The organism is Amycolatopsis sp. FDAARGOS 1241, from assembly GCF_016889705.1.
Lineage (GTDB): Bacteria > Actinomycetota > Actinomycetes > Mycobacteriales > Pseudonocardiaceae > Amycolatopsis.
Genome location: NZ_CP069526.1, coordinates 8,596,394 through 8,616,424, shown reverse-complemented (window position 1 = coordinate 8,616,424; position 20,031 = coordinate 8,596,394). Strand labels below are relative to the sequence as shown.

Sequence of the window (20,031 nt, the reverse complement as noted above, 5' to 3'; positions counted from 1 at the left end):
CCCGTCGCTGCGGTGACCAACAGGGCCGCTGACAACACCTCGTTGTCCACACCTCAGCCTGGTTGTGGACAACTGGGGCGCCGACAGTGTTTTCGCCGGTTTTGTCGGTCCTGCTCGGTAGATTGGACTCGGGAACGGCCCCCTCGGGAGGGCGAGGCTTGTCTTCCCGCCGGTGGTGGCCGGGCAGCAAAAGCACGGAAGGCGGCGCCGGTCAGCCAGGTGCCGGCGCAGGAGGGGCGCTGCGGATGTGACGGGCGCAGGTCCGCAGCCCGGAAGTCCCGGCGAGTCGCGGAGGTGGGCGCCGAAACGCGCTGGCAGGAAGATCACGGCGACCAGGTGGTAGGAAACCCGGCATTGGTCGACCGACCGAAGGCCGGCACCGATTGAGCCGCGGGAAGCCGGCAGCGATTGAGCGACCGGAAGCCTGCTGTGACAAGGCGGCAGGTAGCGCCGCTGCGCATGGCGATCGGAATCCTGCTGCGACGAGGCAGAAGGAAGCCCGCAGCGACTGACTCGCCGGCAGCCCGCCGCGGCCGTCGGCCGGGAGCGTCGAAGCGCTCCCGGCCGTCGTGGCTCGAGCGGCAGCCGGGGCGCCGCCGCCGCGGAGGGGGGCGCGGGTGCGGCGCCAGGCCGATCAGCGGCAGGCTGCTGGTGGCCCAGCTCAGCCCCATCGGGGGACCCGGCTGTTGCAGCACCCGGAGGTTCGCGAGTTCACCCGTGCCCTCCCCCGTTGAGCACGAACCGGAACTTCCACGCCCCCTTCGGTGGACAGGGCGCGGATGTCCAGACCCCACACGTCGCACTTGCGCGGGTGCCGCGCGAGGGGGTGGGGGCGCTGGTAGCGGCCGGTGGACGGGTTGAACATCGACAGCGTCCCCGTCTTCGGGCCGATGCCGCCGTCCGGGATGAAGGTGAAGTCGAGGGCCTATGGCGAGCACCGGCCACGTGGAGAAGCCGACGGTCAAGCCGTACGGACCGGCCTGCACGCGTTCGGTGTGGACGATGTTCACGATCATCCCGCCGCCGGGCACCAGCGCGTACGCCGTCCGCCGCGTGCGCACGGCGACGGCCAGCGCGATCAGCAGGAACGCGCCCGCTGCCGCGAACCCGCCGTACGCCGCCTTTTCCCACGGCGGCACCACGCGGGCGGGGACGACGAACGGGATCGTCGCCGTGGTCGTGCCGTCCGACAGCCGCAGCTCCCATGGCCCGGGGTGGTCGACGCCGACCGAACCCGAATACAGGCCGGGCGTCGCGCCGAGCACGACGTCGCCGCGCGAGAACACCGCGCCGTCGGCCGCGGCCGCCAGGTGCAGCGGGCCCGGTGCTGTACCGGCGTGTGTGGCGACGTCGACGTGCAGATCGCCCGGTGTCACGTCGATCCGCCGGATGATCACGGTCAGCTCGCGCGCGCCGAGGGTCTGCGCGACCTGGATGTCGGTGCCGGCCGGTGCGCCGTCCGCGCGCGCCGGCGCGGTGCCGAGCGCGAGCCCCAGCGCGCACGGCACCAGCAGCAGCGCGGCGCGCCACCCTCTCGTTGTGGTCCCCATCAAGGGAAAACGTGGCGAGGTGAGCCCGTCCGGATCGTCACGGTGCAGGGGAGATTCGTCCCCAGCGCGGGGGACGGCGCCTCTGAGACGGCCCGAGGTTGCTAAGCGGAACGCTGATCCGTATCGTTAACGGAGCAATGTTCCGCTTGCTTCGGAGGACTCGACCCCATGCAGTACCGCACCTTGGGCCGCACCGGCGTGCAGGTCAGCGCACTCGCGCTCGGCGCCATGAACTTCGGCCGGATCGGCCGCACCACCCAGGACGAGGCCACCGCCATCGTCGACGCCGCGCTCGAAGGCGGCGTGAACGTGATCGACACCGCGGACATGTACGGCGACGGCGAATCGGAGGTCCTGGTCGGCAAGGCCATCGCCGGCCGCCGCGCCGACCTCGTGCTCGCGACCAAGGCGACCATGCCGATCGGCGACGAGCGCAACCACCGCGGCAGCTCGCGCCGCTGGCTCGTCACCGCACTCGACGACAGCCTGCGCCGGCTCGGGGTCGACCACGTCGATCTGTACCAGATGCACCGCTGGGACCCCACGACCAGCGACGAGGAAACGCTGTCCGCGCTCACGGACCTGCAGCGGGCCGGGAAGATCCGCTACTTCGGCTCGTCGACGTTCCCCGCGTACCGGATCGTGCAGGCGCAGTGGGCCGCGCGCGAGCACCACCTGAGCCGCTACGTCACCGAGCAGCCCAGCTACTCGATCCTCCAGCGCGGCATCGAAGCCGACGTGCTGCCGGTGGCGCGGGAGTACGGCCTCGGTGTGCTGGTGTGGAGCCCGCTCGCGTCCGGCTGGCTCTCGGGCGCGGTGCGCAAAGGCCGCGAGATCACCACCAGCCGCTCGAAGGTCATGCCGCAGCGGTTCGACCCCGCCTTGCCCGCCAACCGGGCGCGGCTCGAAGCCGTGGAGCGCCTGGCGAAGATCGCCGCCGAGGCCGGGCTGACGCTGATCCAGCTCGCGCTGGGCTTCGCGACCGCGCACCCGGCCGTGACCAGTGCGCTCATCGGCCCGCGCACGCCGGAGCACCTGCATTCGCACCTCGCCGCGGCCGACACCGTGCTGCCGGCCGACGTCCTCGACGCGATCGACGAGGTCGTCGCGCCCGGCGTCGACCTCGCCGCGCACGAGAAGTTCGACACCCCACCCGCTCTGCTCGACGCGACGCTGCGTCGTCGGTGAAAGGAAACCCCCGTGTCACCTCGTTTCGGGATCATGACCGCGCCCATGCAGGTGGGCTACGACGACCTCGTCCGCGTCTGGCGCGAAGCCGACACCGTCGCCGAGATCGAGCACGCCTGGCTGTTCGACCACCTCCTGCCGATCGCCGGCGATCCCGGCGGTCCGATCTTCGAGGGCTGGTCGCTGCTGTCGGCCCTCGCCGCGCAGACGTCGCGGCTGCGGTTGGGGCTCATGGTCACCAGCAATCGCTTCCGCCCGCCCGCGATGCTCGCGAAGATGGCCACGACCGTCGACGTCGTCTCCGGTGGCCGGCTCGACTTCGGCATCGGCGTGGGCTCACGGCCCAGCCACCCGCTGGCCCGGCGCGAGTACGAAGCCCACGGGCTGCCGTTCGTCGAAACGCGCGACGCGGTGACCGGGCTCGCCGAAGCGTGCACGGTGATCCGTCGCTTGTGGACCGAAGACGAACCTTTCGACTTCGCCGGCGCCCAGGTCCAGCTCAAGGGTGCTTACGGCAGCCCCAAGCCCGTGCAGCGCCCGCACCCGCCGATCCTCATCGGCGGCCGCGCGGCCGCGACGCTGCGCGTGGTCGCGCAGCACGCCGACGTCTGGAACATCCCGGGCGGGGACCTCGAGGACGCGATCGGCCGCAGCGCGCTGCTCGACCGCTACTGCGCGGAGATCGGCCGCGACTCGGCGGAGATCGCGCGCTCGATCCACCTGCCGGTGTCCTACGAGGACCCCGGCCCGACGCGGAAGGCGATCGCCGAGGCCGTCGACGCCGGGTTCGACCACGTCGTCCTCGGCCTGCCGGCGCCGTTCCCCGAGGGCGTCGCGCAGTGGGTGGCCGACGAGCTGATCCGTAATTCGTGAGGAGTCTCGTCGAACAGCCCGCTAGTGTGGAGCGATGGGGTCGGTCAAACAGGTCCAAATCACCTTCGACTGCGCAGAGCCTGAACGCGTCGCTCGGTTCTGGTGCGAGGTGCTGGGGTACGTCGTACCGCCACCACCCGACGGGTTCGCCACTTGGGACGAGTTCAACCGCTCACTGCCTCCGGAGGATCGGGGCTCATCGTTCGCCTGCGGTGATCCCACGGGTGTGGGCCCGCGGCTGTACTTCCAGCGCGTTCCCGAAGACAAGGTCGTCAAGAACCGCGTACACCTCGACGTGCGGGTCGGCACCGGGCTCGTGGGTGACGAGCGCCTCGCCGCCCTCGAGGCCGAGTGCACCCGGCTGGTCGCCCTCGGCGCGGTCCGCGTGCAACTGCTGCCCGCCGATGAGGACAACGAGTCCTGCATCGTGATGCAGGACATCGAGGGCAACGAATTCTGCCTCGACTGAGAGGCTCCGCAGACTCGGAGAGGCGTCGTGTTCGGCACCCTGGCCTCGGGCTGGCGCAGAGCCTCGGCTGCCGGTGTCGGCCTCCAGGCGCGGCTTTCGCCCGCCGGCAGAGCCGTTGCGCCGGCGAGCGGCAGGGCCCGTGATCGTGCAGCGCGCCTCGCCGAGCCGCACGCCCAAGGGCTGTCTCGTTACTGGTGTTGTGGTTGGTGGAGTTGGTTGTTGCGGTCAGCCGGCGAGGATGATGTTGTGCAGGTGCGCGATTGCGGACACCGTGTCGGCGAGTGTGTTCGCAGCGCGGCTGTAGTCGCGGAGAATCTTGACGCGCTTCATCTTGGCCGGGACGTGCTCGACGCGGGCACGGATCTTGCGGTGGGTGGTGTTGAGGTTTTCCTTCCACTCGGGCACGCCGCCGCCGTCACGGGGTTTGCGGTCGGGCATGACGACTTCCGGGTTGCCGTGGTGCCGCCATCGGCCATGACTGGGCGATCGGCGAGTTGCTTGGCGATGCCGGAGTCGTGGTAGACGGTGCAGTCGTTGCGGCGGCCCGGCTGCGGGTCGCCGGTGGCGATCACCAGCGGGGTGTCGGCGTCGATGGCGACGTGCACGTTGGTGGAGTAGTGGTAGTTCTTCGACGGGGCGGCCGGCCGGTGATCCCGGGTCGGGGCCAGGGTGCCGTCCACGATCGCCACCGCGTCGATCCGGCGTTTGCGGACCGGGGCGAGTGCCGGCAGCGGGCCGATCGTGTCGCTTCCCCCGGTGCGCCGCGGAATGCGACACCCCGTAGGTCGCGACCAGCAGCACCCGGTCGATCAGCGGTAGCGCCCCTGCCGACCATCCGCGATCTCGGCCCCACCCCGCTTCGCGACCAACCGCACCAGCTTCCGGAACTGCGCCGGCTCCGACCCCGTGAACGGGGAAACCCACTCCGGCTGCGACGCTGTGATCACCTGCACCACACCACCATGATCAACTAACGACCCCGCCAGTCCTACACCGGGTTACGAGACATCCCCTAGCTTGGGTTTTAACCTGTTCGGCGGGGTCGTGGGTTGCTCGATCTGGTGTTCTTGCCGTGTTTGGATTTTCGGGTGTTCGTGCTGGTGACGACGTAGACGTCGTGGCGTGATGCGGGCCGGTGGTTGACTGTTCCGGCGGGACGTCCAGGACCGGGCCGCGACGGTTTCGGGACACCGGCCGGGCAGGCGAGTTGTGGACGCAGGTTCCGAAACCCTCGGCGGACCCGTGCCGGGGAGAGCCGCAGGGCTGGTCGGGGTCTTTCCCAGGGGCGGCGCAGATCCGCTGTGAGGTCGCGGGCGAGCCGCAGCTGGGTGTAAGCGCTCAGCAGCAGCCAGGTCCATCGGTCGGCCGCCTCGGGCGAGCGAAGTTTCGGGGTGGTCCAGCCGAGGGTCTGCTTGAGCATGCGGAAGGTGTGCTCGATATCGAAGCGGCGCAGGAACGCCTGCCAGGCCAGATCAACCTCGGCGTGGCCCAGGCCAGTGCGCGAGTGCCAGAGCCACACCGGTTTTGGGATCGCGCCGGAGGGCAGGCGCTCGACCTGCAGCCGGATCACGGTGCCCTCGATGATCGGCAGAGCGCCGTCGTGGCCGGCCCAGGCGATGCGGTGGGTCAGCCGTGGATGCAGCCGATCCCAAGCCCGGATCAGCGCGGGACCGTAGAGCCGGGTCGTGGTTTCGGTGACGGCATCGGGTTGTCCCCAGGTGGCCGGGTCACCGAAAGCGAACTCGTCGCCGTGGCGGCGGGGCCTGCCCAACGTGCCGGATCGCTGCGGCGGGACCGGGCGGTGCAGGACCCGGTCGGTGCGCATCCGCACCAGCACGGTGATCGGAAGATCGGCCAGCACGTGGGCCAGGCGGGGGCCGTCGTAGCCGGCGTCGGCGACCAGCAGGATGTCCGGGTCTCCCGGCCGCCAGTGCCCGGCCGCGACGAGGCGGCCCACCACGGCGCGGATCTGCTGGGCGGTCACGTTTGCGGCGTTGTCGCCGGGTGTGAGCCGGACCGCGTCCAGCGGCGCGGTCCACGAACCCCGCCCGGACTCGAGCGCGACGACCACGGAGTAGGGCCAGCCCGGCACCATCATGTGCTGGTCCCTGCCACGGCCGTAGGTGTGACACAAGATCCGCTGCGGGCAGGTGTGTGCTTCCGGACGCAGCCAGCAGGTCACGTCCACCGCCAGCACCAGCCGCCCGTCTGCGGCGCGCGGCAGCGGGACCCCGCTCAGCGCGTTGCGTAGCCGATCGATGTCGACCCGTCCGCGTGCCAGTGCGGCATAGCTGCTGCCGTGGCCGCGACGGTGCTCACCGGCCAGGGACAGCTCCGCGATCGACCGGACCGGACCGTCCGCGCACAACACTGCGTCGGTCAGCTCGAACAACGCGTCCGCTCGCCGGGGCAGGCATCGGTAGAACTCCTGCCGGAGCGCGGACAGCTCCCTGCCCGCGCCGGTGGCGCCAGCGTGGTGCACACTGATCAATTGAAGCCCTTGGCTCGATCTTCCGTCTGTCGCAAGAAGGAATGATCGACCAAGGGCTTCACTCATGATCGACAGGGGTCACCACCGACCACTCAGACGTTAAAACTCAAGCTAGGGGGCGCTGGCTGGAATCCTGCCGGTCGTGTCTCGGTTTCAGTTGTTGTCGGATGAGCAGTGGGCGTTGATCGAGGGTGTGCTCCCGGTGTAGTCCGGCAAGCGTGGTCGTCCGCTTTCGGATGCGCGGGCGATGGTTGAGGGGATCATCACCGGTATCGGTGCGGGACCGCGTGGTGGAGATCTGCTGAAAATCGCGCTCGTCTTCCGCCGCGCGGTCACCCTCCAGGCCGCGGTGACTTGGACCAAGAACACCTAACAAAGTGACAGGTTGGTCAGCCGGCGGGGGCAGATGATGGCGTACGTCAGGCGACGGAATGCCTCGTGGATGTCGTCGCGGATCTCCCAGTGCATGCGGCGTCGCCGGAACCAGTGCAGCAGGGCGAACGTCTGCTCGACGACCCAGCGGTACCGGCCCAGGCCGGAGCCGTGTTCGGTGCCGCGCCGGGCGATGGCCGGCGTGATACCGACCGTCCGAACTTGCATGCGGTACTTGTCGTGGTCGTAGGCACGGTCGGCGTACACCCTGTTCGGCCGTCGGCGTGGGCGACCGCGGCGGTCCCGTACTGGCGGGATGTCCTGGATCAGCGGTATGAGCTGGGTGATGTCGTTGCGGTTGCCGCCGGTCAGTGATGCCTGCAAACGGAATGCCGTGCGCTTCGGTGATCAGGTGATGTTTTGAGCCGGTTCGGGCGCGGTCGACCGGGCTCGGTCCGGTTGTGGGCCGCCCTTCATGGCTCGCAGGGTGCGAGCCGTCGATCACCGCCCGCGACCAGCCCAGCGCGCCCGCCGCGTGTAGCTCGGCCAGCCGGTTCTCCTGCAGCCGTGACCACACTCCGGCGTCGTTCCAGTCCCGCGGCCGCCGCCGGCAGGTCATGCCTGAGCTTAACCCGAGTTCTTGAGGCAGGAACTCCCACGGAATGCCGATATAGAGGACGAACAGGATGCCCGCACAACACCGTCCGGTCATCCAGACGCTTGCGCCCGGGGTGATCGGCACGTCGAGGCGGGATCGGTAGCAACGCCCGAATACGTGACCACAACTCGTCGGAGACGATCCACGGCAGTTGCTGACCCTTCCGTGATCAACAACCACCCCGACAAATCTCTATCAAGATCCATTCCGTTAGGAGTTCTAAGGCATTGTCAGGCACGCGTTAGAGCGTGTCTCGTTTGGATCTTTCCCGCTGGGCTGCAATGATCTTGTACCGTGATCGACTCGCTGTCGCAACGGCTGGTGCCCGATGACTTGTGGGCGTTGGTGGAACCGCTGGTCCCGCCGGCAAAGGAGCGTCCGCAGGGTGGTGGTCGTGCGCGGACTGATCCGCGGGCGGTGTTCACGGCGATCGTGTTCGTGTTGACCAGTGGTTGTGCGTGGCGGCACCTGCCGCCCTCGTTCGGGGTATCGGTGCCCACGGCGCACCGGACGTTCACCGAATGGACCGAGGCCGGGCTGTGGCGGCAGTTGCATCAGGCAGTGCTGGACGAACTGGGCGGCCGGGGTTTGATCGACTGGTCTCGCGCGGTCCTCGACGGAGCATCCGTCAGGGCCAAAAGGGGGGCGGTCTGACCGGTCCGAGCCCGGTCGACCGCGGCAAACCGGGCTCGAAGATCCACGTACTGTCCGACGGGGCCGGGCTGCCCCTGACCGTCGCGATCTCCGCGGCCAACACTCACGACAGCCACGCGCTCAGACCTCTGGTCAACGCGCTGCCGCCGATCCGATCGCGCCGCGGACCGCGGCGCCGGAAACCGGCCAAACTCCACTCCGACAAGGCCTACGACATCCCCGCCCTGCGCGCCTGGCTGCGCCAGCGCGGGATCGTCCCGCGCATCGCCCGCAAGGGCATCGAATCCGCCGAGAAACTCGGCAAACACCGGTGGGTGATCGAACGGTCCATCGCCTGGCTGACCGGCTACCGGCGACTGACCATCCGCTACGAACGCAAAGCCGGCCACTACCTCGCCTTCCTCACCCTCGCCGCCACCATCACCTGCCACAAGAAACTCGCCAAATGAGACAAGCTCTTAGTGGCCCAGGAAGTTCAGCAGGTGCTGTAGGACGAGCTCCGGCTGTTCCTCCGGCACGAAGTGTCCGCAGTTCTCCAGGCCGACGCCGGTGACGTCGGTGCCGTACTGGCGCCACAGGTCGAGTGTCGGGAGTTTGCCGAGCAGTCCGCCTTGGCCCCACATCGCCAGCAGTGGCTGGGTGACGCGCTTGCCGTCCGCGAAGTCGGTGTCGTCGAGGTCGGCGTCGTCCGGGAAGGACGCGCGGTAGTCGTCGAAGCCGGCGCGCAGGGCGCCCGGGGCGGAGAACGCGCGGACGTACTCCGCGATGTCCTCGGCCGCCAGGCCCTGGCGCTGGAACGTCCAGCGCTCGAAGAAGTAACCGAGGTACGCGGCGATGTTGCTGCCCGCCACTAGCTCCGGCAGGTCGGGCTGCAAGTGGAAGAGCCAGTGCCAGTAGGCCTTCGCGATGTCCTTGTCGAGCAGCCGCCACATCTCGCGCGTCGGCGCGATGTCCAGCACGGCCAGGCGCTCGACCTGGTCCGGGCGGTCCAGTGCCCACCGGTGCCCGACGCGCCCGCCGCGGTCGTGGCCCACCACGGCCACGCGGTCGAAGCCGAGCTGCTCCGCGAGCCCGGCGACGTCGGCGGCCATCGTGCGTTTGTCGTAGCCGCCGCGCGGTTTGTCGGTGCGGCCGTACCCACGCAGGTCGGGCGCGATGACGGTGTGCGTTTCGGCGAGCGGCCCCGCGACGCGGTGCCAGCAGTGGGAGGTCTGCGGCCAGCCGTGCAGCAGGAAGACGGGCGGGCCGTCGCCGCCGCGCAGGTAGTGCACACGGAGGTCACCGACCTGGGCCATGAAGGATTCTAACCGGCTCATGGGGTTAGACGTTACTCCCTGTATCTAACTGGTGGCAAGGGTTAGAATCGGTTCCATGGAGTGGGTCTTCGACGGCGGCCGGCCGTCCCTCGACCTCGTCAACACGCTGCGCGACCGCTACGCCGACGGGTTCGAGCTGCTGACTTCGCCCGCCGCGCTGGGCGAATGGCTCGAGCTGGCGGGGCTGACCGCCGGTCGCGCCCGGGTGACGGAGGACCAGCTGCGGACGGCGCGCTGGCTGCGCGAAGCGGTGAACCGGCTGCTCACGGCGTCGCCGGAGCGCAAGGACGTCGAGCTGGTCAACAAGGCCGTCGAGGTGCCCGTACCGGCTGCGCGGCTGAAGCTGTCCGGTGGCGAGCTGCACCGCGCGGTGCCGGCACCGCGGGACCCGGTGGCGGCCGCGCTCGCGGTGATCGCGGCCGACGCGGTCGACCTGGTGACCGGTTCGGTGGACGTCCGCGTGTGCGCGGCGGATGACTGCGGCCTGCGGTTCGCCGACGCCTCGCCGCGCCGGACCCGCCAGTGGTGCTCCATGGCCCGGTGCGGTAACCGTGCTAAGGCGCGGGCGCACTACGCGCGCACCCGTGGTGAATGAGCTACGGGAGGTACCGGTAGGCCCACGGGTGAGCGGGCAGCCAGACGTTGAGCTTGCCGATCCACCGCATGTGGGCCGTGCGCACCGAAGCCGGGAGCACCGCGCCGAACACCCTCGTGCAGCGACAGAACCGGTCGAACCTGTGCTGATCAGCCGAGGTCCACCGGAGACCGAGCCGTTCGCGCAGCGGCGGCGGCAGCGTCGCCCGGATCAGGAACAGCTGCGCGTTCGCTTGCCCAGCACGGAGTTTCGGCCACCACCGGTCCGGCAGCCATCGCGCGGGGTTCGGCACCGCGCCGATGGTCTCGAACAACGTCGTGATCGCCTCGTTCGGCCGGAACGACGCCACTTGCTCGGCGTAGTAGCGCTCGAACGCGGGCCAGTCCGGCGGCAGATCGCGTTCGCGGACGCCGAGCAGGCGGCCGATGTCGCACATCTGCGCGTAGTACTCGTCGAGCTCGTCCTTGGCCAGCGGCCGGCCGAAGAACCGTTGCACGTCAACGGGAACCTTCACCAGCGTCGCGTGCACCCACGCGTACGCGGCGGGGTCGAGGGCGCTGTAGCGGCGGCCGCCGTCGACGCCGGTGAACGTGCGGTGCAGCTTCCGCAGCCGCTCGGCCTCGTACCGGGCGCCGGCTTCGCCGCCGTAGACGTAGATCGACAGCGACGCGCCCGTGCGCATCAACCGCGTCCACGGGTCTTCCGTGTAGTCCGAGTGGTCCCGCACGCCCGCGGCGACGACCGGGTGGGCCACCTGCAGCACGAGCACCTGACCGGCGAGCAACAGGTCGCGGAAGTCCCCGAAGTACCGCCAGGCCGCGGTCCCGCGAATCACCGGCGGCGCCACGTCAGGTCCCGCGCAGCAACATCATCAGCGGTTCGGCGGCCGGCACGTCGGTGCCCGTGGCGAGCCGGCGCAGCTGCAGCCCGGCGATGAGCGCCACGACGGGACCCGCCACGCGTTCCGGCTCCCGCACGCCGAGTCCGCGCAGGATGGCCGTGGCCAGGTCGTCGTAGGCCGCGAAGCAGCGTGAAGACGCTTCGTGCAGGCCGGGGTCGCGCGCGGCCTGCAGGTACAGCTCGTGGGGCGCGAGCTCATCGGTGCCGAACGGGAGCTGCTCGATCACGTGCTCCACCACGGCCGCGGCCTGCTCGAGGCTGAGGCCGTCGGCGCGGTGCGCGTCGGCGATCGCGGCGAGTTTCGCCGTCTCCTCCTCGGCGAACAGCAGCATGGCCTCGCGCAAGAGCTCCGTCTGACTGGGGAAGTGGTAGGTGAGCGTGCCGAGCGAAACGCCCGCGGCGGCCACGATGCGGCGGTTGGTGAGCCCGCCGACGCCTTGCCCGCCGACGACCTCGAGCGTCGCGCGCAGGATCGCGTCGCGGGTGTTCACCACACCCTTGCGGGGTGTCGCTCCGGCCACCGTTCGACCTCTTCCAGTTGCGCGGCGAGTGAGATCAGCCGCTCCTCGGCGTGCGAGGGGCCCAGCAGCTGGGCGCCGAGTGGCAGCCCGTCTGCCGTCTGACCGGCGGGGACGTTGATCCCAGGCCAGCCCAGCACGTTCCACGGCCAAGCGTAGGGGCACGCGGCGATCATCGTCTGGTCGGTCGCCCAGCCGGTGAGGCCGTCGAACGCGCCCGTCTTCGGCGGTGGCGTCGCGGTGGTCGGCGTGAGCAGCACGTCGACCCGCCCGAACACCGACCCGATGCGGCGCTGCAGCATCGGTTCAAGGGCCTTGGAAAGCTTGAGCGCGCCGGCGAGCAGGGTGCCCTGGTGGGCGTTGCCGCGGGTGCGTGGGTCGAGCTTGGTGGGTTCGGGCACGCGAAGGGTCCAGTCGCGCACGCCGGTGAGCGAGCGGGGCAGGAAGGTGAGCCCGATGAGCCCGTAGCCGGGTTCGACCTCGATGACCTCGTGGCCGAGGCCTTCGAGCGCTTCGGCGGTGTGCCGCACGGCCGCCTCCACGACCGGATCGAGCTTCGTTTTCATTGCCGTGAACGGGATCCTGGTCGACAGGCCGATCCGCAGCCTGCCGGGTTCCCGGCGGGCGGCCTTGCGGAAGGTGTCGCCGGTGCCCGCGGTGACGTCGAGCAGCGTCGCCGCGTCCGCGACGGTCAGGGCGAGCGGGCTGAGCACGGTGAGGCCGTGGAACAGTTCGCCGCCCGTCGGGATGCGTCCACGCTGCGGCTTGATGCCGACCAGGCCCGTCCACGCCGCCGGGATGCGCACCGAGCCCGCGCCGTCCGACCCGAGCGCCGCCGCGACGATCCCACCGGCCACCGCGGCCGCCGCCCCGCCCGACGACCCGCCCGGTGTGTGCTCGGGCTGCCAGGGGTTGCGCGTGACGCCGAACGCCGGCCCCTCGGTGAACGGCCACTGGCCCAGCTCCGGCGTGTTGGTCTTGCCGACGATGACCGCGCCCGCCTGCTTGAGCTTCGCGACGGCCGGGGAGTCCTCGGTGGCGTCCGGGAAGTCACCGGCGCAGCCGAACGCCGTCGGCAGGCCTTCGAGATCGACGTCGTCCTTGATCGCGATGGGCACTCCGAGCAGCGGGGAGTCGTCGCCCTCTGCGCGCCGGCGGTCGGCCAGCGCCGCGTCGAGCAGCGCTGCCTCGTCACGCAGGAACCGGAACGCGTTGAGCACGGGCCGGCTCGCGTGGGCTCGCTGCAGCGCCTCCCGAGTGAGCTCCAGGGACGACGTTTCCCCAGCTCGCAGCCGCGCCGCCTGCTCGGCGAGCGTCGGGAACGCGGAAGTCTCGACGGTCATGGGCCGCCCCCGATTCTCTCGTTCGTTCGAACGAACGCTACCACGGAGCTGTGATCCGAGGCGCCTGGTTCGACAGCCGGCGGGCCGGGGGCCGACGATTACCGGGACGCCCACCCCAGCCCACGGAGGATCGATGACGTTCGACTTCGACCGGTTTCCCGTTTTCGACGCGTTTCCGCGGGCGGGACTCGGCAGCGGGCCTACGCCGTTGGTCGCGGCGCCGCGGCTGGGGGAAGCCTTGGGGCTGCCGCGGTTGCTGCTGAAGCGCGACGACGTGCACCCGCTCGGCGCGGGCGGCAACAAGCTGCGCAAACTCGACTTCCACCTCGGGGCGGCCCTGGCGGCGGGCGCCGACACGGTGATCACCTTCGGCGCGTTGCAGACCAACCACGGCCGCCAGACCGCGGCCGCGTGCGCACGCCTCGGCCTGCGCTGCGAGCTGGTCCTCACGGCCAAGGTCCCGCGCTCGGGCGAGGCCTACGAGCACTCCGGCAACATCCCGCTCGACCTGCTGTTCGGCGCCCGCGTCCACCTCTGCGCCGATGAAGAAGAGACCACCCGCACGTACGAGGAGCTGCTCGCGTCGGCGGACTACGAGGGCCGCAAGGTCGCGACGGTCCCCGTCGGCGGGTCGGATGCGCTCGGCACGCTCGGCTACGTCGCCGCATCGCACGAGCTCGCGCAGCAGCTCTCGGCGCTGGGCATCGAGAGCGCGCGGATCGTCGGGCCGCACGCGAGCGGCGGCACGGCCGCCGGCCTGGCGCTCGGTACGGCGTTGCTCGGCAACCTCGGCGCGGACTTCGCGTGCGTGAGCCACCCGCTCGGCGAGGCCACGGACAACCTCACCCACCTCGTCACCTCGGCCGCGCAGCTGCTGGGCGTCGACACGCCGTCGCTGGACCACGTGCGCATGAGCGACACCACGATCGGTGAAGGCTACGGCATCCCGTCGCCGGAAACGTGGGGCGCGCTGCGGCTGTTCGGCCGCACCGAGGGTGTGGTGCTCGACCCCGTCTACACCGGCAAGGTCGCGGCCGCGCTGGTCGAGTGGGCGGCCGCCGGGCGGTTCGACCCGGAGGAGACGGTCGTGTTCGTGCACACGGGCGGGCTCCCCGGGTTGTACGGCTACGCCCCGGAATTCGCCGCGGCCATGCAGGAGTAGCTCAGTCCCGTGCGGTGGCCAGCGCGGTCCTGGCTTCCGCGCGGGTGGCGTCGAACTGGGCGGCGACGCGCAGCAGGCCCAGCAGCAGGGCGGCGTCCGCGACGATCATCAGCCGCTGCGTCAGGCCGACCGGCAGCAGCTCGGTCAGCGCGTGGAACCCCGCGACGCCGGCTTCGTCGAGGCGCACGAACAGGAAGCTCACCCCGAACAGCGCCAGCGCGGCCACGGCCCACCGCAGCCACCGCACCACCACCACGCGGGAAGCCTTGCCACGCAACGGTTCCAGCAGGACCAGTGCCGCGCCCGGCAAGCTCGCGAACGCGACCAGGCACGAGTACAGGTGGATCTCGCCGCTCACCGGGTCCGGGTTCGGCGGGTAACTCGCCGGGAACACGGCCGTGAACGTCAACCCCAAGGCCCACAACGAAAGCAGCACCCGGGCACTGCGCGGCAACGGCACCCCGCCGGCCACCAGGCACCCGAGCACCGCCAGCGAGCCGACGGCGAGCGAGAGCACGCCGGCGCTCAGCAGACCCGGATCCGTGAGTGTGTAGCTCGACAACGTGTCGTAGAGCGGATTTCGCGAACTGAACACGTTCATCACCACGAACGTGAACAGCCCCCAGCCGATCGCGGCGAAGGCGGCCAGCCGCCAGATCCGCAGCCCCCGTGAGATCCCCATGGTCCACAGCTTCGCGGGGAACGGGGACCGCGTGATCAGGGATCACCCTGAATTCGACCCCTGCTCGAAGTCCACGAACACCAGTGCTTGGTCGTCGTGGCGCTTCGCGCGGGGCCAGCGGGCGCCGTCCTGGTCCTGTTTCTCCGCGAGCCGCACCGCGTCCAGCACCGCGTCGGGCCCGCTCGCCCGCGCCAGCCGGAGTGCTTCGGGCCAGTCGAAGAGTCCGTATTCGTCCACGCCGATCGACACGCCGTCGGTGGCGACCAGCACGGCGTCCACCGCCGCCCGCGGCCACGACCGGCGCACGGCTTTCGCCGCCGCCAGCGGATCCGCTTCGGCGACCCAGAACCCGCCTTCGGCGTTGCGGCGGCGGCGGACGTCGGCGCCGGTCTGCAGCAAACCGTCTTCGCGCAGCCAGACGATCCGGTCGTCGGACACGACATCCACGCCGAACCGTCCGAAAGCGACAACCGGGCTGTCGGCGAGCACGAGGGACTCCACGGACTCCGCGTCCCAGCGCAGGATCGACACCGTGCTCGACGGCGAGTTCCCCGGCGTCAGGCCGTGCGCGGAAGCGACCGCGGTGATGGCCGAGGCCAGCGCGTCGGCCAGATCCGCGGCCGGTCGTGCACGCAGTTCGGCGGCCAGGCGGTGCACGAGCAGCTCCGCGTACCAGCCGCCGGGCGGCAGCTCGGGGCTCGGTGACGTCGCGCCGTCCAGCACCAGCACGGCGTTGTCCAGCACGGAAACGTGGTCTTCCGTGGGGCGAGGCAGGCCGTCCGCGCCGACTCCCGCCCGTTCGGCGATCGCGATCTCGGGCATCACCCGATGCTAACCCCATGTCAACTCAGGTTGACGAATTCGCGGGTGTCAACCTAGATTGACAGGCATGACGGAAGCAACAGACCTGGCCGCGAGGGCGGGCGACCGTGATCCCCGGGTGGGGCTTCGCGCGGTCGCTGCGCTTCGTCGGCTCCTGGAACAACTCGAGGCCGTGCAGGTGCGCAGCGCCCGTGTGCACGGCTGGTCCTGGCAGGAGATCGCCGCCGAGCTGGGGGTCAGCCGGCAGGCCGTGCACAAGAAGTACGGGAGGCACTGATGTTCGAACGGTTCACGCAGGACGCCCGCATGGCTGTGGTGGAGGCGCAGATCGTGGCGCGCGAAACCGGCGCGCGCGAGATCGAACTCACCGACGTGCTGGCCGGGCTGGCCCGCACTGAGGACGGCAGTGCGTTGCGCGTATTGCAGGAGCTCGGCGTGTCCCGCGAAGACGTGCTGGCCGAACTCGACCGCGTCCGCCGGCGCGGCGGGATCAGCGACGCCGACGTCGAGGCGCTCACGGAATTCGGCATCGACGTCGAGCAGATCGTCGAGCGCATCGAGGAAACCCACGGTCCCGGCGCACTCGCGGGTGGCGGGAGGCGCGGCAAGCGCGGCCACATCCCGTTCGCCGCCGACGCGAAGCGCACGCTCGAGCTGAGCCTGCGCGAGGCCGTCAAACTGGGTGACAAGCAATTGCGCCAGGAGCACATCCTGCTCGCGCTGACGCAGCAGAAGGGCCCGGTGCCCGACCTGCTGGCCGCCCGCGGAGTCGACTACGCGTCGGTCCGCCGAGCGGTCGGGCAGCGCGAGGCCGGCTAGTGCTGGTGCTCTTCGCGGCTCCGGCTCCGCCACGTGACCAGCGGCAACAGGGCCTGCGTGAGCGGACCGATCGCGAGCGCGTAGAGCACGGTGCCGACGCCGAAGGTGCCGCCGAGCAGCCAGCCGACGGCGAGCACGGTCACCTCGATCCCGGTGCGCACGAGCCGCACCGACCAGCCGGTGCGTGCGGTGAGGCCGGTCATCAGCCCGTCGCGCGGGCCGGGGCCGAGCCGCGTGCCGACGTAGACCGCGGTGGCCACGGCGTTGAGCACGATGCCGCCGACCATCAGCAGGATCTGAAGCGCGAGCACGTGCTGGTCCGGCAGCACGGCGCGGACGGTGTCGACGGTCACCGAGATGACCAGCACGTTCGCGACCGTGCCGACGCCCGGCTTCTGGCGCAGCGGGATCCACAGCAGCAGCACGAACACCGACGCGATGGCGGTGACCGTGCCGAAGGTCAGGCCGGTGAGCTTGGTGAGGCCTTCGTGCAGCACGTCCCACGGGTCGAGGCCCAGGTGGGCGCGGGTGAGCATCGCCATGCTGGCGCCGTAGAGCGCGAGGCCGGCGAGGAGCTGCGCGCCGCGGCGGACGGGGGCGCGGCGGATGCTGAGGGGGCTGAGGTCGACAACTGCCACCTCTGCACTATCGGCGACAAGTGGACTGGTAAACCATGGCCAATATTGGATAATTGGCCTTATGACTTCGTCTGTTCCGCTCGGTAGTCGAGTTTCCGGCCAGCGATTGGCCGTGTTATTGGGGGAGTGGCGCCGCCGCGGGTCCCGGCAGGGGGCGGCGGATCTCGCCGCGGCCGTCGAGCTGCACGTGCTCGACGGCCAGCTCCCCATCGGCACCCGGCTGCCCGCCGAGCGCGAGCTCGCCGACGCGCTCGGCGTCAGCCGCACGCTCATCGGCGCGGCGCTCGACCGGCTGCGCGAAGACGGGCTCGTCGCGAGCCGCCGCGGCGCCGGTTCCTGGATTTCGGGCACCGGCAGCCGCGCGCACGAGCCGGTGCTGCGCGAACGCGACGGTGTGCTCGACCTCGCGCGCGCCGCGCCTCCCGCGTTGCCCGGACTGATGACGGCCGTCGAGGCGGCGCGCCGCGACCTCGTCGACCACATCGGGGGCAACGGGTACCTCACCGGCGGCCTGCCACGGCTGCGCGAGCGCATCGCCGAGCGCTACACCGCGCGCGGCCTGCCGACGACACCGGACCAGGTCATGGTGACCTCCGGCGCGTACTCGGCCTTCGTGCTGTGCTTGCGCATGCTCGCCGGGCCCGGCGACCGGGTGCTCGTGGAGCAGCCGACGTACCCCAACGCGATCGACGCCGTGCGCGCGACGCACGCGCTGCCGGTGCCGGTCGCGCTGGATCCCGTGCACGGCTGGGATCTCCCGGGCATCGAAGCTGCCGTGCGCCAGGCCTCGCCGCGGTTCGGCTACTTCGTGGTCGACTTCCAGAACCCGACGGGCCTGCGCCTCGACGCGGCCGGCCGCGAACGGCTCGGCAGTCTGCTCGCGCGGTCGCGCACACCCGTGGTGGTCGACGAATCGTTGGTGGAGCTGGATTACGAGGGAGATCCGCTCGACGCGCCGCCGCCACTGGCCGCGTTCGCGGGGGACTTGGTGCTCACGGTCGGTTCCGCGGCGAAGTCGCACTGGGGCGGGCTGCGGCTCGGCTGGATCCGCGCGTCGGCCGACTTGCTGGACCGGTTGCTGTCCTCGCGGTTCGCCGTGGACCTGGGGGCGCCGGTGTTCGACCAGCTGGTGCTGGCGTCGCTGCTGGAGCCAGACGGGTACGCCGCGCTGGCCCAGCGACGGGTGGATTTTCGTGCGCAGCGGGATGTGTTGATCGAGGCGGTGCGTGGTTGCTGTCCTGAGTGGACGTTTGGGGTCCCGGCCGGGGGATTGTCGTTGTGGTGCCGGTTGCCGGAGCCGATGAGTACGCGGTTGGCGGTGTCCGCGGGGAATCACGGGGTGCAGTTGGCGCCTGCGTCGCGGTTCGGGGTGCACGGGGGGTTGGAGAGGTGGTTGCGGGTGCCGTTCGGGCTGCCGAGGGATGAGCTGCTTGAGGCGGTGCGGAGGTTGAGTGTGGCAGTGGGTTCGGTGAGGGGGTGTGCGGATGTGGAGGTGCCGGTGACTTAGGGGGATTGAGGGATGAGGCGGGTTCTGCGCGGGGGCGTGTTACGGGACGTTGTGGTTGGGATGCGGTCCTGTGTGGGGGGCGTGTTGCGGGGCGTATGCACCCCGAAGCGCGAGTGTGACTACGGCCGCTGACCCCGTGTCGAGGCGGGAAAGCGTGCCTTGACACGGGGTCAGCGGCCGTGTGTTGGCTTCGGTTTCGTCGGTGGCTTCGCGTCGCGTTGGTGGCCGGTCCTGGCGAACCACACGCTCGACGCCGGCCTTGCTTTCCTCACGCAGCCCGGCCGGCAACACGATGAGCCCCGCTCAATCCAGCCCAGCACCTCGAAAGGCGACGGGCTCCCACCTATTACCCGGCTCGATCTCAAGACTCATCCAGGGCCCTGACGTAAACAGCCGGTGCACCGCATGGTCCGGCCACCCAGGGATGGTGGCGGTCGCATCGGTGCACCGGCTGTTCGTCACCCGCTCGCTGGGAGCGGGCGCCGCGGCGGCGTCCCGGCACAGCCCCTCGACGTGCCGGGAGCCGCCGACGGCTCAGGCGGGCTTCGGTTGGCGCAGGTTCTCGCTCGGCGCGGTGAGCGGGAACCTCCGGAGCACGCCCGTTGTGGGTCCCGGCGCCGCGGGGGCAGCGCGGCGCCGGGACCAGGCCCCGATCCGGCCGGGCGCGGTCGGCCGGTCGGGAAGCGTGGTCTTGCGCATGGTTCAGCCCCTGGGAAGTGCGTGCGGAAGGGGTGAGCCAGGCGCTGCGAGCGGGCGCGCGCTCCAAGAAGTTGATCTTGGTTTGGACGTGGCTCTCCCCGGAGGACCGGGTGGTCGGTCAGTCCGGAGAAGTGGTCGGCAGGGCCGCTTCGCGACCCGCCCCTGCGACTTCGTGGTCGCGGCTCACGCCGATCAGCTTGAGCTGAGTCGTGGTGACGCTGTCCGCGGCAACCGCGAACGGCTGCCGCGCGCCACCCGGACCGTCGTGGCCCGGGTTGACGGTCGTACTGGGTGCCGCGGGCGCGCTGGGCGCCGAGGGCAGACCGCCACCGCCACCGGCCCCGTCGCCGCCGTTCGTGGCGCCGACGTGGGACGCATTGTCGTGCTTGGCCGCGGCGGCGTGTCGCTGCACCGGAATCATGTGCACTGCGCTGAGGTACCGGACTCCGCTGATCTCCTGCTTCGGCATCGTCGCCGGCACCGCTTCGGTCGCCGTCACCGGTGCGCCCGCGAGCTCCGGGACCGGCGCGACCGCCTGCTCGGGCACCGTCGCGCTGACCCCGCCGCTCACGGACCCGCCCGAGAACACCGGCCCGAGCACGTCGCCGATCGGGATCAACGGCGGGTCTTCACCCGTGCCCGGCATGGTCGCCACAGGCGGCAGCACCTCGCCCCCGACGTCCCCCACCGTGTCGACGACGCCGGTGACGGAGGTCAGGGTGTTGTCCACGACTCCGAGCACCCCGCCGAGGAGGCCACCGAGCAACCCGCCGCT

19 protein-coding genes and 2 pseudogenes are annotated in these 20,031 nt (G+C 70.8%); 9 read left to right on the top strand and 12 right to left on the bottom strand.

Features of this window, described 5'->3' with window-relative positions; genetic code table 11:
- Nucleotides 1-323: 323 nt before the first annotated feature.
- On the bottom strand, nucleotides 324-1,550 hold the full coding sequence (locus I6J71_RS49435) for a hypothetical protein (RefSeq protein ID WP_239154210.1): 1,227 nt from the start codon (nucleotides 1,548-1,550) through the stop codon (nucleotides 324-326).
- A 168-nt stretch (nucleotides 1,551-1,718) separates the two neighbouring features.
- On the opposite strand from I6J71_RS49435, the gene I6J71_RS41785 reads away from it, so the two are divergent.
- From I6J71_RS41785 to I6J71_RS41775, 3 genes are read left to right on the top strand one after another with little or no spacing between them, the layout of a single operon-like run.
- A complete protein-coding gene (locus I6J71_RS41785) occupies nucleotides 1,719-2,738 on the top strand; it encodes an aldo/keto reductase (protein WP_204091888.1) in 1,020 nt (339 codons plus the stop codon).
- 33 nt (nucleotides 2,739-2,771) lie between these two features.
- On the top strand, nucleotides 2,772-3,611 hold the full coding sequence (locus I6J71_RS41780) for an LLM class flavin-dependent oxidoreductase (protein WP_204097512.1): 840 nt from the start codon (nucleotides 2,772-2,774) through the stop codon (nucleotides 3,609-3,611).
- A 34-nt stretch (nucleotides 3,612-3,645) separates the two neighbouring features.
- Nucleotides 3,646-4,080 carry a VOC family protein gene (locus I6J71_RS41775; protein ID WP_204091887.1) on the top strand — a complete coding sequence of 145 codons (435 nt, stop codon included), beginning with the start codon at nucleotides 3,646-3,648 and terminating at the stop codon, nucleotides 4,078-4,080.
- A 225-nt stretch (nucleotides 4,081-4,305) separates the two neighbouring features.
- On the opposite strand, the pseudogene I6J71_RS41770 reads toward I6J71_RS41775, so the two are convergent.
- The 3 genes and pseudogenes from I6J71_RS41770 to I6J71_RS41760 all read right to left on the bottom strand — a co-directional run bounded on the left by I6J71_RS41770 (nucleotide 4,306) and on the right by I6J71_RS41760 (nucleotide 7,752).
- A pseudogene (locus I6J71_RS41770) lies at nucleotides 4,306-5,033 on the bottom strand (transposase).
- Between the two features lie 71 nt (nucleotides 5,034-5,104).
- A complete protein-coding gene (locus I6J71_RS41765) occupies nucleotides 5,105-6,562 on the bottom strand; it encodes an NF041680 family putative transposase (RefSeq protein WP_239155398.1) in 1,458 nt (485 codons plus the stop codon).
- 378 nt (nucleotides 6,563-6,940) lie between these two features.
- Nucleotides 6,941-7,752 (bottom strand): annotated as a pseudogene (locus I6J71_RS41760) (IS5 family transposase).
- Between the two features lie 155 nt (nucleotides 7,753-7,907).
- On the opposite strand from I6J71_RS41760, the gene I6J71_RS41755 reads away from it, so the two are divergent.
- Nucleotides 7,908-8,704, top strand: a protein-coding gene (locus I6J71_RS41755) for an IS5 family transposase (RefSeq protein WP_204096803.1) whose coding sequence is annotated in 2 segments (ribosomal slippage) — nucleotides 7,908-8,238 and nucleotides 8,238-8,704 — 798 coding nt in all. Because the reading frame shifts where the segments join, the coding sequence is not laid out codon by codon here.
- A gap of 9 nt (nucleotides 8,705-8,713) precedes the next feature.
- Here the strand turns inward: I6J71_RS41755 and I6J71_RS41750 are convergent.
- The gene (locus I6J71_RS41750) at nucleotides 8,714-9,571 is read right to left on the bottom strand and encodes an alpha/beta fold hydrolase (RefSeq protein WP_204091886.1); all 858 of its coding nucleotides are present in this window, start codon (nucleotides 9,569-9,571) and stop codon (nucleotides 8,714-8,716) included.
- Between the two features lie 55 nt (nucleotides 9,572-9,626).
- Here I6J71_RS41750 and I6J71_RS41745 point away from each other — a divergent pair, with 55 nt between their 5' ends.
- The gene (locus tag I6J71_RS41745) at nucleotides 9,627-10,166 is read left to right on the top strand and encodes an ABATE domain-containing protein (RefSeq protein ID WP_204091885.1); all 540 of its coding nucleotides are present in this window, start codon (nucleotides 9,627-9,629) and stop codon (nucleotides 10,164-10,166) included.
- Nucleotide 10,167: 1 nt separating this feature from the next.
- Here the strand turns inward: I6J71_RS41745 and I6J71_RS41740 are convergent, their stop codons facing one another.
- From I6J71_RS41740 to I6J71_RS41730, 3 genes are read right to left on the bottom strand one after another with little or no spacing between them, the layout of a single operon-like run.
- Nucleotides 10,168-11,013, bottom strand: a complete 846-nt coding sequence (locus tag I6J71_RS41740) for an oxygenase MpaB family protein (RefSeq protein ID WP_204091884.1) — start codon at nucleotides 11,011-11,013, stop codon at nucleotides 10,168-10,170.
- A gap of 1 nt (nucleotide 11,014) precedes the next feature.
- A complete protein-coding gene (locus tag I6J71_RS41735; protein ID WP_204091883.1) occupies nucleotides 11,015-11,587 on the bottom strand; it encodes a TetR/AcrR family transcriptional regulator in 573 nt (190 codons plus the stop codon).
- Nucleotides 11,554-12,927 carry an amidase gene (locus I6J71_RS41730; RefSeq protein WP_204091882.1) on the bottom strand — a complete coding sequence of 458 codons (1,374 nt, stop codon included), beginning with the start codon at nucleotides 12,925-12,927 and terminating at the stop codon, nucleotides 11,554-11,556. The genes I6J71_RS41735 and I6J71_RS41730 overlap by 34 nt, the downstream gene beginning before the upstream one ends.
- 133 nt (nucleotides 12,928-13,060) lie before the next feature.
- Here I6J71_RS41730 and I6J71_RS41725 point away from each other — a divergent pair, with 133 nt between their 5' ends.
- Complete coding sequence (locus tag I6J71_RS41725) at nucleotides 13,061-14,089, top strand: D-cysteine desulfhydrase family protein (RefSeq protein ID WP_204091881.1); 1,029 nt, start codon at nucleotides 13,061-13,063, stop codon at nucleotides 14,087-14,089.
- 1 nt (nucleotide 14,090) lies between these two features.
- Here I6J71_RS41725 and I6J71_RS41720 read toward each other — a convergent pair whose 3' ends face one another.
- The gene (locus I6J71_RS41720; protein ID WP_204091880.1) at nucleotides 14,091-14,771 is read right to left on the bottom strand and encodes a DUF998 domain-containing protein; all 681 of its coding nucleotides are present in this window, start codon (nucleotides 14,769-14,771) and stop codon (nucleotides 14,091-14,093) included.
- 42 nt (nucleotides 14,772-14,813) lie between these two features.
- Nucleotides 14,814-15,593: a hypothetical protein gene (locus I6J71_RS41715; protein ID WP_204091879.1), complete on the bottom strand. Its 780-nt coding sequence runs from the start codon at nucleotides 15,591-15,593 to the stop codon at nucleotides 14,814-14,816.
- Between the two features lie 67 nt (nucleotides 15,594-15,660).
- Here I6J71_RS41715 and I6J71_RS41710 point away from each other — a divergent pair, with 67 nt between their 5' ends.
- On the top strand, nucleotides 15,661-15,870 hold the full coding sequence (locus tag I6J71_RS41710) for a sigma factor-like helix-turn-helix DNA-binding protein (RefSeq protein WP_004559389.1): 210 nt from the start codon (nucleotides 15,661-15,663) through the stop codon (nucleotides 15,868-15,870).
- On the top strand, nucleotides 15,870-16,412 hold the full coding sequence (locus I6J71_RS41705; RefSeq protein ID WP_204091878.1) for a Clp protease N-terminal domain-containing protein: 543 nt from the start codon (nucleotides 15,870-15,872) through the stop codon (nucleotides 16,410-16,412). The genes I6J71_RS41710 and I6J71_RS41705 overlap by 1 nt, the downstream gene beginning before the upstream one ends.
- Here I6J71_RS41705 and I6J71_RS41700 read toward each other — a convergent pair.
- Nucleotides 16,409-17,050 carry a YitT family protein gene (locus I6J71_RS41700; RefSeq protein ID WP_204091877.1) on the bottom strand — a complete coding sequence of 214 codons (642 nt, stop codon included), beginning with the start codon at nucleotides 17,048-17,050 and terminating at the stop codon, nucleotides 16,409-16,411. The genes I6J71_RS41705 and I6J71_RS41700 overlap by 4 nt on opposite strands.
- Nucleotides 17,051-17,111: 61 nt before the next feature.
- Between I6J71_RS41700 and I6J71_RS41695 the strand changes: the two genes are divergently transcribed.
- Nucleotides 17,112-18,557, top strand: a complete 1,446-nt coding sequence (locus tag I6J71_RS41695) for a PLP-dependent aminotransferase family protein (protein ID WP_204091876.1) — start codon at nucleotides 17,112-17,114, stop codon at nucleotides 18,555-18,557.
- Nucleotides 18,558-19,374: 817 nt separating this feature from the next.
- On the opposite strand, the gene I6J71_RS41690 is transcribed toward I6J71_RS41695, so the two are convergent.
- On the bottom strand, nucleotides 19,375-19,986 hold the full coding sequence (locus I6J71_RS41690; RefSeq protein ID WP_204091875.1) for a hypothetical protein: 612 nt from the start codon (nucleotides 19,984-19,986) through the stop codon (nucleotides 19,375-19,377).
- Nucleotides 19,987-20,031: the final 45 nt, after the last annotated feature.